Source organism: Shewanella sp. c952, assembly GCF_019654975.1.
In the GTDB taxonomy this organism is placed as follows: domain Bacteria; phylum Pseudomonadota; class Gammaproteobacteria; order Enterobacterales; family Shewanellaceae; genus Shewanella.
Map to the genome: position 1 here is coordinate 79,023 of NZ_BPEW01000006.1, position 16,011 is coordinate 95,033.

The 16,011-nt window shown below is 43.5% G+C and carries 8 protein-coding genes; 2 read left to right on the plus strand and 6 right to left on the minus strand.

Annotation, left to right across the window (positions count from 1 at the left end):
• Positions 1–9: 9 nt before the first annotated feature.
• The 6 genes from K5R16_RS06505 to K5R16_RS06530 all read right to left on the minus strand — a co-directional run bounded on the left by K5R16_RS06505 (position 10) and on the right by K5R16_RS06530 (position 12,814).
• Positions 10–2,289: an OmcA/MtrC family decaheme c-type cytochrome gene (locus K5R16_RS06505; protein ID WP_220736726.1), complete on the minus strand. Its 2,280-nt coding sequence runs from the start codon at positions 2,287–2,289 to the stop codon at positions 10–12.
• Between the two features lie 452 nt (positions 2,290–2,741).
• Positions 2,742–5,096: an OmcA/MtrC family decaheme c-type cytochrome gene (locus K5R16_RS06510; protein ID WP_220736727.1), complete on the minus strand. Its 2,355-nt coding sequence runs from the start codon at positions 5,094–5,096 to the stop codon at positions 2,742–2,744.
• A gap of 490 nt (positions 5,097–5,586) precedes the next feature.
• Positions 5,587–7,743: an OmcA/MtrC family decaheme c-type cytochrome gene (locus tag K5R16_RS06515; protein WP_220736728.1), complete on the minus strand. Its 2,157-nt coding sequence runs from the start codon at positions 7,741–7,743 to the stop codon at positions 5,587–5,589.
• 70 nt (positions 7,744–7,813) lie between these two features.
• On the minus strand, positions 7,814–9,730 hold the full coding sequence (locus K5R16_RS06520) for an OmcA/MtrC family decaheme c-type cytochrome (RefSeq protein WP_220736729.1): 1,917 nt from the start codon (positions 9,728–9,730) through the stop codon (positions 7,814–7,816).
• A gap of 33 nt (positions 9,731–9,763) precedes the next feature.
• Positions 9,764–11,887: an MtrB/PioB family decaheme-associated outer membrane protein gene (locus K5R16_RS06525; protein ID WP_259649783.1), complete on the minus strand. Its 2,124-nt coding sequence runs from the start codon at positions 11,885–11,887 to the stop codon at positions 9,764–9,766.
• A gap of 12 nt (positions 11,888–11,899) precedes the next feature.
• A complete protein-coding gene (locus K5R16_RS06530) occupies positions 11,900–12,814 on the minus strand; it encodes a DmsE family decaheme c-type cytochrome (protein WP_259649787.1) in 915 nt (304 codons plus the stop codon).
• A gap of 495 nt (positions 12,815–13,309) precedes the next feature.
• Between K5R16_RS06530 and K5R16_RS06535 the strand changes: the two genes are divergently transcribed.
• A complete protein-coding gene (locus K5R16_RS06535) occupies positions 13,310–13,549 on the plus strand; it encodes a FeoA family protein (RefSeq protein ID WP_020913325.1) in 240 nt (79 codons plus the stop codon).
• Complete coding sequence (gene feoB, locus K5R16_RS06540) at positions 13,542–15,836, plus strand: Fe(2+) transporter permease subunit FeoB (RefSeq protein WP_220736731.1); 2,295 nt, start codon at positions 13,542–13,544, stop codon at positions 15,834–15,836. The genes K5R16_RS06535 and feoB overlap by 8 nt, the downstream gene beginning before the upstream one ends.
• Positions 15,837–16,011: the final 175 nt, after the last annotated feature.

Genomic DNA, 16,011 nt, shown 5'->3' on the forward strand with positions numbered 1-16,011 from the left:
ATGACTGTATTAGTGACCGTGTAATTCCATTATTTGCTCAGGAGAGTGACAAGTCGCACAAGCTTCTTTTGCTCTATTAAGAACATCAGTGGTACTTGTACCATCCAAGATACCACCGTTTGTTTCGATATGAGAATTACCTGCTTCACTCAAGTGAGACTGGTGACAGCTTAAACATGCACCCGCATCAGAAGAAACGAAGATACCCACTTTATCTTTAGTATCAAGATTTGGATAGTTCCATACACGTTCAGGAGATCTGCCTAACGTAATACCATTTTCGATTTTGTTTTTGCTATCTTCAGCAGTGTGGCAAGTCAAGCAGTCAGTCTTCATAACCGTTCCAGACTGCAAGCCGCTGCCCCAATAGGCATTCATGTCATGTCCTGATGCATGGTGAGCTTTATAAGCAAAGCTTGTTGGCACAAAAACACCTGATCCCCATACAGTTTCTGATAGTCCTTTATCCGCTGTATGACATGTCTGGCAGTTAACACCGTTGTCAAAGTGAACGATTTCTTGATTATGACACCCCATACACTTGCTGCTATCGATAATATCGCGACGAGCGATAGCCGGCTCACTTGTATCAGTATCATTCCATGTAAAGCTTAGTGGCGCATCTTGGATATAAGCTGATGTTACATCTGAATTACCTTTGCTATCAACAGAATCACAAGCGCGAGGTTCAACAACTGGGCGACCATGACCTCCTGCTTTGAAACAAGTTGCAACACCTGCGAACAACTCAACACTCTTACTATTCAAGTCAGCTGGAAGTTCAAGTGCACTGTTTGTACTGTTAATAGTGAAAGTTTTAGTTGCTTCATCATAGGTAGACACTTGAGAATTTGTCAGTGCAAACCCTCGGGCACTGTATTTAGTGCCACTTGTGTATGCAGGGTAATCCTTATCAGTATCCCAAGAGAAATAGATGCTGGACTTAGTATATTTGCTTGGATTAGCAATAAATTCTTTAGCTACTGCCTCACTCTTTTCATCTAAGATTTGTACATCGAAAGTGAGTACACCGTCAGTTACCTCTATTTTACTAAACTTAGCAGAATAATCCTGACTAACTTTGTAGCTCTTGGTTGCATCACCGTGAGCTTCAGCACCGCTTCGTGCAGATCCATCTTCGACGTGGCAAGACATGCAATTTTCATTGCTTGGGTTATGATATGCTTTTGGCATAGTAGTATGACACGCTATACACGCAGTATTACTTTGGTTAGCAAGGAATAGATCTGAATTCGCTGGTGCATCATCGCCTGTAACGTGACAAGCAGTACAATCTGCAGCCGGCTTTTGTGGATACATTACTTTTCCATAGTTATGTACGCCACCACCATAGCCAATAACTTTATATGGTGCAGGAATATTACCATCCTCATCTGCGCCTGGAGCATCTGGAGCATAAGTTGTGCGGGCATCACCCTTATGAATTGCATGGATCATATAAGTAAAGTCGACGCTGTTGCCACTTTCTGGGTCACCAGATGTTGATGTATGGCAAGATGCACAATTTTCTAGATCGATACGACGGCCGCCATGGAACTCTAAACTTTCAGGCTGATGACAGGTATAGCATGTTTCGATGGCTACAACGTCACGCGTTTGGATTCCGTCAGTCATACCAGTAGATGGCTGCCAATCAAAGTGTCCATTGGCGGCAAAACTTGGAAGTTCTAATTCAAGCGTTGCGCGTTGCGTATTGTCTGCGTTGTAAGCTACTGCTATAGGTGCAGTTACTTCCGCAATGTTTTGTTGGAAAGTATACGTATAACTACCATCACCGTTGTCTACAAAACAAGTATCACAGCTAGATGCTTTTTCTACATTAGCTTGGAATTGATTAGAAGGATTGATATCGGACTCACCTTCAGGTACCCAGTCCGGATTTGGTGTTTTCTCTGCATTTATGTAAGCTTGCCACTGAAACCCACGATTAAACTCTACAGCATCGTCACCTTCACCAAACATACGAGTTTCTTGAGCTAGCTGGGCAATACCAAAGCGTAAATCGTGATCCTTTGTTAAACCAAGAACAGCGACACCGTTGTCATTCTGAAGCTTAAAATTAACTGTTACTGTTCCAGCATCTACAGTGGCATCTGTGAAAATAGCATTAACGCTTTTTGCTGCGTCAATATTAACCCCGACAACGCCATTCTCACCATTTTCGCCATCTTTACCATCATCGCCACTACAGCCAGAAACTGCTAATGAAAGCACCCCTGCTGTAAGTAGCGCTTTTGAAGTTGCGCTTAAGTTGAAAAATTTCATCATTTTTGTCCCTGCAATAGTTTTTTAATCATCACTAAAAAGGGATTCAATTTGAGAACAAATCTCATTTACCCTTATTTAGTGTGTGGAATTTTATTTCCACCTCTAGGCTAACGAACAGCGTAATTTTTAGCAGGTGTTTTAGATGCTTTATGTGATTAAGGTCAGACTATTTCTTTAGGGGTAGAGAGAAAAGTGTGTTTTTAGGACTATTTTAATTCTCACTTAAGTGTTTCCTCGCTCATCACTGCTATATGTGGCAGGTTTGTTACGACTCTTGAGTGGCACTGTTTTTTCATAAGTGGTTGTGTTGCCAATTTATAGTGGGAATATGCTTATTGTCTGTTTGGAATTTGATTTCAGCGATATCTAGATATAAAAAAGGCGAGAAGTTATTCTTCTCGCCTTTTGTTTTGCCTTTTAAAGCATGCTTGCTTTAAGCGTTAATATTTACATTACTTGTAATTAGTTGGGTGAACTTTATCAACCCCAAAAGACTTACCTTCGGCATGACAAGTTGCACAACTTTCTGTGCCGTCGTAAGTGCCTAGAGGTGCACCAAATACGCCGCCGTTAGACTCAACGTGAGCACCGAAGCTTTCTTTGGTGTGGCACGAACCACATGCTGCAGCAATAGGAGAATATTCTAGAATTGCCTTTTCTGCACCTTCGTTCAAGGTTGCAGGTAGTGAGCCTGTGTTTGCAAGAGTTAGCTGACCTTTTTCATGACACGAGGCACAGTCGCCGTAGTGTTTAGTGAAGGTAATGTCTTCATTACGATTACTGTTTACCTTAGTGCGTTTGTTAGCATGCAGGGTATGGATCATCACTTTATAATCAAGTGAGTTTTCAAGTCCAACGCGACCACCTTTGAAAGAACCATCTGCTACAGCATGTAGTGCTTGACCTTTATGGCAGCTTACACAGCTACCATCAGTAAGTGCTAGAGGTTGCTCTTTGTTATCAGGCATATGACATGAACCACACGATGGTCTAGTGTGGAAGGACAGGTCAATGCTGTCATCATGACAAGCTTGACAAGCCTTTTCTGATGCGCTGTTCATTCTTACTGTTGCAGTTTCACCAATAGTTGCAAAGGCTGCTGCTTCGGCGGTCAAAGTCGCAATAACATGTTCTTCATCAGAGCAAGCAACAGTTGTTTCAGTGACGCGTGAAGCACAGATATTTAGGTGACTCATCATAGCCCCTGATAGCAGTTCAACACCAAGTTCATTGATCGTGTACTGATATCCTTCTGAGGTCTGCTCTACTGTAATATCACCTGCAGTAATTGCATCTGCATCAGCAAGGTTAATCATTTTGTGGGTAGCAGTTAAGTTGCCTCGTGTCATTTTCCAGACATCTGCAAAGTCATTGTGGTGATTTTCAACTATTTGCACGTTAAGCGCACTTACCGAAGGATCTTCGTGAGGAGCTGTTGCTGAATCATTTTCAAAGTTGACGATAAAGCTTAAGCTATCATTCTGTTCGTTATAAGTACCATTACTAACTGAAAACTCGTAAGCCTCTTTAGCAGATTTAATGGTGAGTTCTTTGTTTAAATGGAACTTTGCTGCGCCCATTGGGTTACTGTCATCGGCGTGACAAGCTGCACAATCGCCTTGCGCATATTGTGGGAATTGCTCAGAGTGAAATAAACCGCGGGCGGTTCCATCCCATTCAGGTGTTGCAAATTTCTCATGACAGCTTAAGCAAGCTTCTTGTCTATGGAAGTGGAACTGATTAGCTTGCGCTGGCGCAGTTTCACCTTCGATGTGACATGATTGGCATGCTTTAGCGTCTGCAGGGAAAGTGACTTCACTGTAGTCGTATGCTTTTCCGCCATAACCAATCATGAAGTACTGGCCTTTATGGATTTGGTGAAGCATAGAGCCCATGTCGATAGTTGCCCCTGTTTCTGGATCGCCAGAGTAGGTGGTATGACAAACTACACAGTTTTCAATTTCAATACGTTTGCCACCATGCATTGAAAGCTTTGGTGCCCACGCATGTTCGTAGTCATCATTGTGACAACGTATACAAGATTCTTGTAGATCGACAAGATTACGGGTTTCATCGGCTTCAGCTGCTCGATCAAGTGCTGGGATGAAATCGTAATGTGTGTTGATTAAAGTAGCGTTACTGACTACGTTTGTCGGTTTTAACTCTAGCGTAATACGGTGAGTGAGTTCACCTTTGAATTCGGTATCTAAGCCTTCAATTTGTTCGTACTCGTTGAGTGCTTTAGAGAAAGTATAACGATACTGTCCGTGGCCTAATGCTTCAACACATGCTGTTTTACAGCTAGTTTCGATATTAGCTTGAATCTGTGGTCCTTGGTGTTTATCCCATCCTTCAGGCAAGTCTTGACCTTCAGCGATGTCACCAGGCAATTTCATGCTGTTGATATAGCTAACCCATTGTGATGACTTCTCACCTTTCATCGGTGTAGCCTCTGGTTCAGGGCTGTCAAAACCAGGTAATGGACGGTCACGCTTCTGTAGGCTGTCTAGTTTGGCAATACCAAAGCCTAAGGCATTAATATTCTCAAATGTATCTAAGCCTGAAACTACTACACCATTGGCTGTTTCGAGTTCGAAATCTACAGCTACAATGCCGTCTGTAATTGTGGCATGTAAAATATTGGCGTTTAGACTTGTTGCTTGTTGGATATCAACGCCGATATCGCCATTGTTGCCATCTTCACCGTCTTTGCCATCACTGCCACAACCTACAAGCGCAAAAGAAAGTGCGCCAATGCCGATTGCTGATTTTACAGCGGTTGCGAGTTTATATCGATTTATCATCATTTTATTCCCTGCATAGGTTTTATCTGCTGTGAGGTTTTTACCTCTTAAGCGTGAGGAGCTTCCTCAACACGATCTTACCCAAAAGAGGTGGTTGGCAATAATATGGACTAGGCAAATGTGATGTAACCCTGCTGTGATTTTTTAAAATGCTACGAAATTGTTAGATATCAATTTAAACAGTTGGTTAGGGTGTATGGTTGTAGGGGTTTAAGTTTGAGTTAAGGCTGAGGATGGTTATCTTAAAGTAGTCTTAATGAAGTGATTATTTTTAAGGGTAAAGTTGATTTAAATCAAGCTGAGTTACTGTGGTTATTACGTATTTATACTGTTTAGTAACATCTAATTGAGCAAGGGTGGCGTAAAGGTTTTTTGGTTGTTAATGAATTGTTCTGGGAGTGGTGCGCGAATGATTTGTTTGCGTTTTATCAGCTAAATATATAATAAAAGCGGCGTGTTAACGCCGCTTTTTTTTAGAAAAATAGCTTAACTATTACCATTCTACAGGGTGAACCGAATCTACTCCGTTGGTTTTCCCTTCAGCATGACAGGTTGCACAAGATTCACTTCCTGGAACATAAGTGCCACGAGTGTCATTTGCCGTACCGCCATTGCTGCGGATATGTGAGATTAATGAGTCTTTTGTACCATGACAACTCACACATGTTGATGCGATAGGAGAGAACTCAACCATACCTAAGACTGCATCGGTAGAGGGTGTAGCGACCATCGCACCAAGTCCATCCATTTTAAGCTGGCCTTTATCATGACAGACAGCACAGTTACCATAGTGCTCTGGGAAGGTGATTGGATCTTGCGTAGAACGCTTATTGGCATGATGCGCATGTATACGTACTTTAAAGTCAATATGGTCTTGAATCGACTTAGAGTCAGCCCCTGAACGAGTCGGGTTATGACACATCTGACACTCACCTTCAAAGTTACTGTAATTGCCCCCGTGTTTGAAACCTATACCAAATTTTCCGATGAACTTTTCGTCGTGACAATTTGCACAAGTATCGTTACTCACCACGACTCGTCTAGCCATCACGCTGTCATCACCATTAAGGTTAAATGCTACCAACTCACCGGTGATCACCGCAGGATTATTCGACTCGTCAGTACCTGTGCCACAAACCACTCCCATCAGCGTATCTCTATCAACACACATTTTGGTTGAAATTACGCCTGTTGCGGCTTCGCTAGCATCAGCCATTAATGTCGTCGTGGTAGTGTATCGATAAACGCCATCACTCACAGCTGATGGTGTTAGAGCAACTAGATCAACTTTTTGTGTTCCTGAACCAAAGTCAATGTCATTACCAAAGCCAAAATAGATTGCGCTTAATGTAATACGCTTATCGACATCTGGACTCATCACTGGAGTCGTTAAAGAAGAATCTGCAAATTGCACATCAAATGTAATCATGCCCGTCGCGACTGACACTGAACCTGGTACTAACGTTGCGGAATAGCTGTCTTTAGCATTATCTTTAGCGACGGCATCGGTGAAGTGATGCGCAGCGCCTTGTTCACCTTTTTCTGCATGACAGGTGCTACAGTCGGTTGTTTCAATATACCTGTCGTGCATATCGGTTTTTATCTGCGCTGGATCGGTTGAATCTGAGTGACATGACCCACATGCTAATGCGCGATGGTGCTTAAAGTTAAATGCATCAACAGGACTAGTGTCGCCTTCTTGGTGGCATGCGCGACAGTCGTACATGTCAGCAGGGAAGGTCACTTCGGAGTAATCGTGGATACTGCCACCATAACCTACCATCAAGTAATCACTCTTATGGATTTTATGTACCATATAGCCCATGTCAATTGGTGCGCCTGTTTCAGGATCACCAGCGTAACTGGTGTGACACATTTGGCAATTAGCGATATCGAAACGTCTTCCGCCGTGGAATAACAGTTTTGAGGCCCAAGGGTGGTCATAATCGTCGCTATGACAACGTAAACATGATTGTTCTAAAAACTCTACTGTACGAGTCGCATCTGCAGCGACCATTTCACCCGATGAGGGTAAAAAGTCGTAATGTGCATTGATGAGTTTATTGGCCGTACCATCAGCTCTCAGCTCCATGGTAACTCGGTGAGTTAAACTATCATCAAAGGTTAAGTCGAGTCCCTCAAGTTCAGGCACGTCATTTAAATTCAGTTGGAAGGTATAGCGGTACATGCCACTGCTTAGGTTTTCTATACACTCCTGAGCACAGCTAGATTCAAGCCCTGGCTGGAACTGTGTACCCGCTTTGTCTTCGTATCCTGGTGGGACGTTAGCAGCGACGGGTTCTACAGCACTATTAATGTAGTTTACCCATTGTGGTGTTTTATAACCTTTGCCTTCAGTCGGGATTAATTTTGCGACCCCCATACCTATCCAGTCGACAGCTTGGTAGGTGTCGAGATCGGTTATTGCTACGCCGTTGGCATTTTCGAGAGTGAACTCTACTGCAATCACACCTTCAGTCACAGAGGCCGATGAGATGGAAGCTTTTAGTTCGTTGGCTTGAGCAATTGAAAAACCAACTTCACCATCTTTACCATCTTCACCGTCATTGCCGTCGCTACAACCAAATAACAAAGCGGCACTCGCGAGAGCAATCAAACTGAGTTTTGAGCTTCTAGTTTTGATTTCCATAATTTTGCGTTCCATTTCTCATCACTAAACATTGAAAGCCCAACAACCGAAGTTATTGGGCTAATGATTATTATTTTATTGGGTGAACAGCTAACACATCGACTGAAGCACCTTGGCCATGACAAGTGGCACAACTTTCAGTTCCAGATGTTGCATCAGCTTCTGTGCCGTTAAACACACCTCCTTGCTGGGTCATATGACTCTTAGATGTGTCGCTGGTATGACAGGCGCTACAGATGGCTGATGTAGGGCTAGTAAAACTGCCGTCGTCAAAGGCTAATGGCTGCACTGCACTATTAAGTGGCAGCGCTGCCGTAAGCACGCCTGCAGCATCTTCGGTGTGGCATTGGGCGCAGTTACCTATGTTGGCTGGGTAGTTAATATCTGGGTAGCTTTCACGTGACCCTGCATGCAGAGTGTGAGCTAAATGTTTGTAGTCGCTTGTTGTTGCTTGCGGATTCTTAGCGGTTTCATCAGCTATCTTAAAGTTGTTGTGACAGAGCTGACATTGACCCTCTGCATCGTTTCTCTCTCCATTATGTATTTTTAAGGCAGAGAGCAGATGACAGCTTGAGCACGTCTCGTTAGTCACAACAACTCGGCGACCAACATCTGTAATTGCAGTGGCACTAAAGAATTGATGGCTAGATTTAAGGTTGGTTGTGTTGTCTGTCTCTGCACAATTTGCCAGCATATCGTCATCACTACATAATTTACCTTGAATAGCTAAGGTACCTTTGTCATCCGCAAGTTCAGCTGGAACAGTTAAGCCCATTATCTGATAATTAAAGATGCCATCACTACCAGAGATAGGCGTTATATCTTGTAACTTAATAGACTTAGCGCTTCGAGTTGTATAATCAACACTTACGCCCCAGTTGGCATAAACCCTAAGGTCATTGACAAAGTTAAGCTTGTCGGCGCTATCGCTATAGATCTCGTTAGTGGCTGGATTAGATAACCTCACCGCTAAATCAACCGTGGTGCTATTTAAAGAAGCGCTGACAATTTCAACATTAAATTGGCCAAGAACGGCATCAGTATCTGCTTGGCTATGGGCACTCATGGTCCAACCTGAGTTATGACAAGCGACACAATTGCTGTTGTCTTGCTGAGTTGGGTGACCCTGCCCAGCAGGGAAGTCAATATTAGTGTGACAGCTACCACATGCTTCCATTGTAGGAACACGCGCCCAGTTCATGTTTTCAGTTAATGCTTCATCAGCGACATGACATGTTTGACAATCTGCTAGTGAGCCTGGAAATCCAGTTAAATGCTTGCCGTGAACCATAGGAGCAAAAACATTATCTGGGTTACTGACCTTATCGGTGTTATGACAAGTTACGCAGGTTTCAACCTCGTTGTATTTACTACCATGGAAAGCGAGATCACTGTGACAGCTGTTACAAGTTTCCATCTCGATGAGGTTTCGCGTGTAGGCAGGGGTGTCACCTTTATCTTGCCAATCATAATGTTGGTTGGTTATTGGCAGTGCTGTACCATCGGGTAGAGAATCGCCGCCAATTTTTATGACCACACGTTGGGTGCCGCCTGGCATAAAGCTGACGTCATTCATGCCGTCAAATGCACCACTGAAGGTGTAGCTATATTGACCGTTTTTATGGTCGACAAATTCGCCGTCACAAACGTCTGAACAAGACTCCGAGGTAAAGTACTGCCATTGACTCGCATTACCTGCATTGGTGTAGCCCATAGGTAGCAGTTGTGCCGCAAGGTAAGTTGCAGAAGGGATACCGACTACTGGCTCATCTTCCTCATTCGTGATGCGGTAATTAACCGTGGCAATACCAGCATCGAAAGCTACGTCTTTGACTGTGATATTTAGCTCGGTAATCACTGACGCGGGCGGTCCTCCCGGTTCTCCTGGGTTGCCGGGTGAACCGTCGTCGCCGCCACAAGCGGCTAATATGGCGATTAGACCTAGAGGAATACTTTTATGAAGTCGTGATTGGGTGATCAGTTTCATTTTTATTTCCTTGAATTCCTTTTATTGACAGAGCTACATTTGGTAGCTAAATGTCAGGCCAAAATAGTGAGCGTTATAGTCGTGGCTTAAATCGCCAAAAGTCAGCACGTTGGGGATTGAGTCGACGGATAAACCTTGGTTCAACCAATCAGAGTCTTTATAGTTCTCGAAAATCCAATCAAAGCGTAACGCCATTTTCTCAGCGAGCTGATACTTAGCGAAGGCATTAATATTGTGTTTTTCGGAGAAGTAATCACCGTAAGGAGAAGTGATCCCTTGAATAACATTGGTATCGCTTTGCCCGTCGGCGTATGAGTAATCTAGGCCAAGATTGAGTTTGCTATCTAACAAGTTTTGGTAAGTTAACCCTGCACCGACTAATGTGGATTGCTCATCGGTGTTGGCATACCAATTAGCTAAGCCAAAGTTTGAGCTACCAGCTTGGTCACTGTCACGCCAATCTTGGTTGAGGTAGGCGTTAAGATTGAAATTCTCGCTTATCATGTAATTGGCTGATATATCGTAGCCTTGGGTATCAACCCGAGTTAAACCAATTTCTGTATCGTTATAATCGTCATAGCTAGCATGCAAGTTGGCACTAGCAGAAAATGCTGTTGAGCCACTGTAGGCCACGTTAAGTTTATATTCTTGACGCTGTCTATCTGCAAGGTATGACTTTCTTAAATATGGATTACTCGGACTTGATGTCGTCGTTACAGCTTTATAGGTACTTCCTGTTCTATCACTCGCTTCGGCTTTTAACCAAGCAGACCAAGCGGGAGAGATTCGGTAGTTTAGCTTTGCATAGAGGCTATTTTGCTGCAGAGAGTCTCGGTCTAAATCGCTATAGTCGTTATGGTCATAACGATAGCCGCCATCTACGTATATACTGCGGTTGAAACGGTATTTCGCGCCAACATCGACTAACTGCTTAGTACGATCATACTCTGGGTTAACAGCGGTGCCTGCATAATAACTATCGGTGATGACTTGTGGATAGGCATTCAGTGCTGTTTTATTGTCTCGATCTGAGTAGTCATAACGCGCTCTTACGCTTAAGCCTCGTAAAGGTCGGCCAGAGTATTTAAGTTTCATGTCGGTGGTATCAACCTGACCGTCAAGGCTACTGGTTGGCAGTGCGGGGGAGGGACCATTTATCGTTGCGGGTAGGAAAGCTTGATCTTGAGTAAAGCTGGCAACACTTAAGTTCATGAACACTTGATGACCGTTGCCATTCAGTTGTGCATTTGCGCCAACTCGATAGGCTTTATTATCAGGTGCCGCAGCACTTTGTCCTGCATAGGCTGCACCAAATGTGGGTGTAAAGGCTGACTCCCAACTAACGGCTTGATGATCATTCTTGTACTGGCTAAAAGAAGAGTCTATGCCGACTAACCAACCTTTACCGTTAAAGTAGATTTTTGCACCAAATTCATCGGTTGTATCTTCAATAGGCTGGGCTAGCATGGCACTATTGGTGAGTAAATTACCGGAAAAAGTACGTTTACCTTCACGCTTTTCATGCTGGTAATTAATATCAGCCTTGTAGAAGCTACCTTTATAGTCAGCTTCTAATAAAAACCTATCACGTTGAGTTTTTAACGCTGTATCGGAAATGTCGTCATTTAGGTTCGACATTTGCCCCGTGGTTGCACCTGCTTGCCAATCATCGGGCAGAAAAAGCTGATCGCCACTATTCATATAGGGTGTTAGCGCCGCATTGGTGTCGTAGTTCGCTAGTCCTCGATAACCTAAAGCGATGGAATATTGGCCTTTACGGCCAGTCTCTATTGCCGCGCTGCCAGTGTCATACCCCAGTTTGTCTGCTGTTATTTTGGTTTGATAACCATTTTCTGATTGATAATTAAGGTCAGCCTCTATATGCCCAACTGCACCGTCTGTATCTGTTCCGGTCGTATTACCAAAATGAATGTCACCAGCATCATTATAGGCGGCGCCTATGCCCACACTGCCATTAAAGCCTGAGGTTGTTACGCAGCGTTTGCACTCCCACTTTTCGACTTTTGCTTTGTCGCGGTTGGCATTCTGGACGCCGTAACCTGTTGCATGCACCGATGTTATAGATGCGCTGACAGCCAACGCTATTAGAGAAAGCTGCAACGGCTTATTGATATGGAACTGTATACTTTTCATCATTGCCACTCCTTGTTAGCGCTGTAGCAGCTTGCCAGATGGATGGTTAGAGCCATGTACTTGTGAATGGCAGTTCATACAGCTTTGGCCCGCATTAAATGCGTTGGGGTTTCCACCGAATACGGCATTTGAGGTGTGTCCAACAGATGCGTGACATTGTTGACATAACATAGGCGGTTTACTTATCAGCATCGCTTCGTTGACGCTGCCATGTGGATTATGACAAGACGCACAATCTTCTGTAACCGGCGCATGTTCCCATAATTTTGGTCCACGTTTTTCGGCATGGCATGAGTAACAATTTTCATTGACGCTCATCTGCTTTAAGCTGGCATCTGCAAGCGAACCATGTGGGTTGTGGCAGTCACTACATACCATCTGTTGCCATTTAAGTGGGTGAGAAGAACGTTTATTCATGTCAGCTTTTTGCTGAGTGTGGCAATTGGTGCATACAGCAACTTCAGTTGCTCTATCTGCGATAGGGTCGTGTCCAGTATGGACTTGATGACAGTTGGCACAGCTGACATCAGCATTGTCGTGATGATTGCCGCTCCAAGCCATGCGTTCATCATCGTTATGGCAACTCATACAAACGCTGTTTTGTTTTTCAGCGGGAACGGGTGAATTTGAACCAAATGTAATCATTGGCTCTTTACCACCACGGTTATGTGATCCTAGTGGACCGTGACATGCTTCGCATTGAAGATCTGCCATTGGCGAACCTTTTACATCGGCATTACCGTGAACACCGTCGAATAGTTCCATCACTTTAGGGCTCTTTCTGTGACACATTAGGCAGGTATCAGCACCCTTCGATGAATACTTTCCTTCAGCAAACTTTTTATCTAATAGAGCTTCAACCTCTTTAGGTGGTTGATCGTCCCATGGGGCTGACATGACATTAAAGCAAAATGCCATCGTCGTAAGCATTAGCAAGTTCACTAGCTTTGTAGAGAACCATCCTGTGGTCTTGTTCATCATGTCATTCCCATTCCATTCGCTTTTAAAGCGTTCTTTTTTTAGAGTGCTACATTAGTAATTGTGTAAATTACTAACATAAAATAATAGAACATAAACATGACAAACCCATAACATTTAAGTGGGTTCATGCAGTTTTTAACGCTGATCTTTAAGGTGTATTCATTAAAGTGTGAGCTAGGTCACACGCCTTGGGTTCCTCCATTTATTTGAATTTAGTGTAAATAATAACCATTACTATTTAAGGGGTATAAGCCATTACTCATTTATCTGGTATGAGGTCATTTATTAGTTGAGAGATTTGTCACATAATAGAGAACACAATTGAAAATTATTATCGTTTACAGTCTGAAATGTTGATCTAGGTAAAGTTATTGAGATCAACAGTCCTTTAGAATCAGTATCAATTCAAAGAAAGTTGAGGCCTGTAATTAGGTGGGATGCACAATGAAGTTAAGTGAACTAAATCCGGGCGATTTCGCCAGAATTTCTCAAGTAGGGCAAATTGACCTACCAGCAGTTGTTAAACGCAAACTCCTATCGATGGGGATCACTCCCAACACTCGATTTTCTTTGATCCGCAGAGCGCCAATGGGCTCGGGCGTAGAATTAGATATCCGAGGCAGTAAATTATGCATGCGTCGCGATTTAGCAGATATTATAGAGGTTGAAAAAGCGAATGGATAAGCAATTTAATTGCGTCACCGTCGGTAACCCGAACGCGGGTAAGTCGACACTTTTTAATGCTCTTACTGGCTCTAACCAACAAGTAGGTAACTGGTCTGGAGTTACTGTTGAAAAGAAAACAGGGCAATTCGCGCTGCAAGGTACCGATGTTTTTCTTACTGACCTTCCCGGTATTTATGATTTATTACCTGCTGGTAACAGTTGCGACTGTTCTTTAGATGAACAAATAGCGCAGCAATATCTTGCAGATCAGCCAATCGACGGAATTATTAACCTTGTTGATGCGACCAATATTGAACGTCACTTGTACTTAACCGTACAACTGCGTGAACTTGGTATTCCGTTAGTTGTAGTGCTGAACAAAATAGATGCTGCGATTAGTCGTGGTATTCATATTGATGTCGCACAGATGAGCAAAGAGCTAGGTTGTCCAGTTGTGGCCGTGTGCTCTCGCGATGAACAAGACATTGAGAAGGTGAAACAACAATTTGTTGCTTTACTCGATGGTAAAGTTTCTGAAGCGCCTCTAGTACTTGATTACGATAATGAAATTGAGTCTGGTGTTAGTAACCTGCTTGCTGCCGATGACAAGTTGAGTCGAGGGCGTGCACTTGCGATGCTCGCTAATGGATTAGGCTGTGGTAAGTGTAAAAACAGTCAAATGGTTAGTGAAGTAGAGCAATACTCTCAAGCACTGTCTGCTCAAGGTAAAGATATTGAAATTATGGTGGCCACCACACGCTTCAACTTCGTTGAGCAGGTGTTTACTGGTTCAGTCAAAAGTGACAATGCCGAAACATTAACCGATAAACTAGATAAAGTGGTACTTCACCCAGTTGCAGGGATCCCTGTGTTCTTGTTTGTGATGTATTTAATGTTTATGTTCAGTATCAATGTTGGTAGCTCTTTTATCGACTTCTTTGATATCGCAGCAGGGGCTATTTTTGTTGACCATTTCGGCGCATTAATGTCCAGCCTAGGTTCACCTGAATGGTTAGTGACTATTGTAGCCGGTGGTGTTGGCCAAGGTATTCAAACGGTTGCCACGTTTATTCCGGTTATTGCGGCGCTATTTTTAGCCTTATCAGTACTTGAAGGTTCTGGTTACATGGCGCGAGCAGCGTTTGTTGTTGATGGGTTGATGCGCCGCATTGGTCTTCCTGGACGTGCTTTTGTGCCTATGATTGTTGGCTTTGGTTGTTCAGTGCCAGCGATTATGGCAACTCGTACGCTAGGTAGTGAGCGTGAACGTATTGTCACTGGAATGATGGCGCCGTTTATGTCATGTGGTGCACGCCTTCCTGTATATGCATTATTTGCAGCTGCTTTCTTCCCTGAATCGGGTCAGAATTTAGTGTTCTTGCTATATATGATTGGTATTTTTGCTGCGATTGGCACCGGCTTATTGCTACGTTCCACTTTACTGCCAGGCTCAAGCAGTGCGGTAGTAATGGAGCTACCTAGCTATGAAAAGCCTAAGTTCAAAACAGTAATGGCGCGAACAGGTAAGCGAACAAAGAGCTTTATTATGGGCGCGGGTAAGACGATTGTTATCGTTGTCACCTTGCTCAACTTCGTTAATGCTATTGGTATTGATGGAACATTTGGTCACGAAGATAGCTCTGAGTCAGTACTCAGTGTTGCAAGCCAAAAAGTTACTCCGTTATTTGCACCTATGGGTGTAGAGCAAGATAACTGGCCTGCAACCGTAGGTATTATCACCGGTATCTTTGCAAAAGAGGCAGTGGTTGGGACTTTGAATAGTCTTTACTCTGACAACAGTGCAGGCGATGAAGACTTAGCGCCGCTATCTGAGACCTTTGCTGAAGCTTTTGCAACTATCCCTGAGAATCTATTTGGTATTTCACCTGAAGATCCATTGTCTATATCTGTTGGTGATGTCTCTTCAGTTGAAGCTGCGTCAGAAGAACTAGAAGTTGATACTTCAACCTTTAGTGCGCTGCAGGCTGGTTTTTCTGGGGTAATAGCAGCATTTGCCTACTTATTGTTTATATTGCTTTACACTCCGTGTGTTGCTGCAATGGGTGCACTTGTGAACGAGTTTGGCGGACGCTGGGCTGCATTCGCAGGACTGTGGACCTTTGGTCTAGCATATGGCACTGCGACGGTATTCTACCAAGGCGCTACGTTTGCTCAGCACCCTTTGCAATCAAGTTTATGGATTGGCTTCTTTACTATCGCGTTAGTTGTATTTTATGTATGGCTGAAGAGGAAAGGGCGAAAAACGCAAACCATTATTCCTGGTATTAAAGTGATTACGGAATAGCAGTATTAGCGTATAATCTGAGTGTATAGATAAAAGCAGCGATGATTCGCTGCTTTTTTGCCTTTAAATGGCTATGCTGTAACCATTAACCCGTGTTTTTAAGCGTGAACCGTTGACCCTACTAGGGATCTGTAGGATTATGCTTTTTCGCCATTAATCATCGTTCGCAAAGAGG

Excerpts from the sequence above, each read along its gene's own strand:
- K5R16_RS06530 (WP_259649787.1), bottom strand. The coding sequence starts at position 12,814 with ATGCTTACGACGATGGCATTTTGCTTTAATGTCATGTCAGCCCCATGG.
- K5R16_RS06505 (WP_220736726.1), bottom strand. The coding sequence starts at position 2,289 with ATGATGAAATTTTTCAACTTAAGCGCAACTTCAAAAGCGCTACTTACA.
- K5R16_RS06535 (WP_020913325.1), top strand. The coding sequence starts at position 13,310 with ATGAAGTTAAGTGAACTAAATCCGGGCGATTTCGCCAGAATTTCTCAA.
- K5R16_RS06515 (WP_220736728.1), bottom strand. The coding sequence starts at position 7,743 with ATGGAAATCAAAACTAGAAGCTCAAAACTCAGTTTGATTGCTCTCGCG.
- feoB (WP_220736731.1), top strand. The coding sequence starts at position 13,542 with ATGGATAAGCAATTTAATTGCGTCACCGTCGGTAACCCGAACGCGGGT.
- K5R16_RS06510 (WP_220736727.1), bottom strand. The coding sequence starts at position 5,096 with ATGATGATAAATCGATATAAACTCGCAACCGCTGTAAAATCAGCAATC.
- K5R16_RS06525 (WP_259649783.1), bottom strand. The coding sequence starts at position 11,887 with ATGATGAAAAGTATACAGTTCCATATCAATAAGCCGTTGCAGCTTTCT.
- K5R16_RS06520 (WP_220736729.1), bottom strand. The coding sequence starts at position 9,730 with ATGAAACTGATCACCCAATCACGACTTCATAAAAGTATTCCTCTAGGT.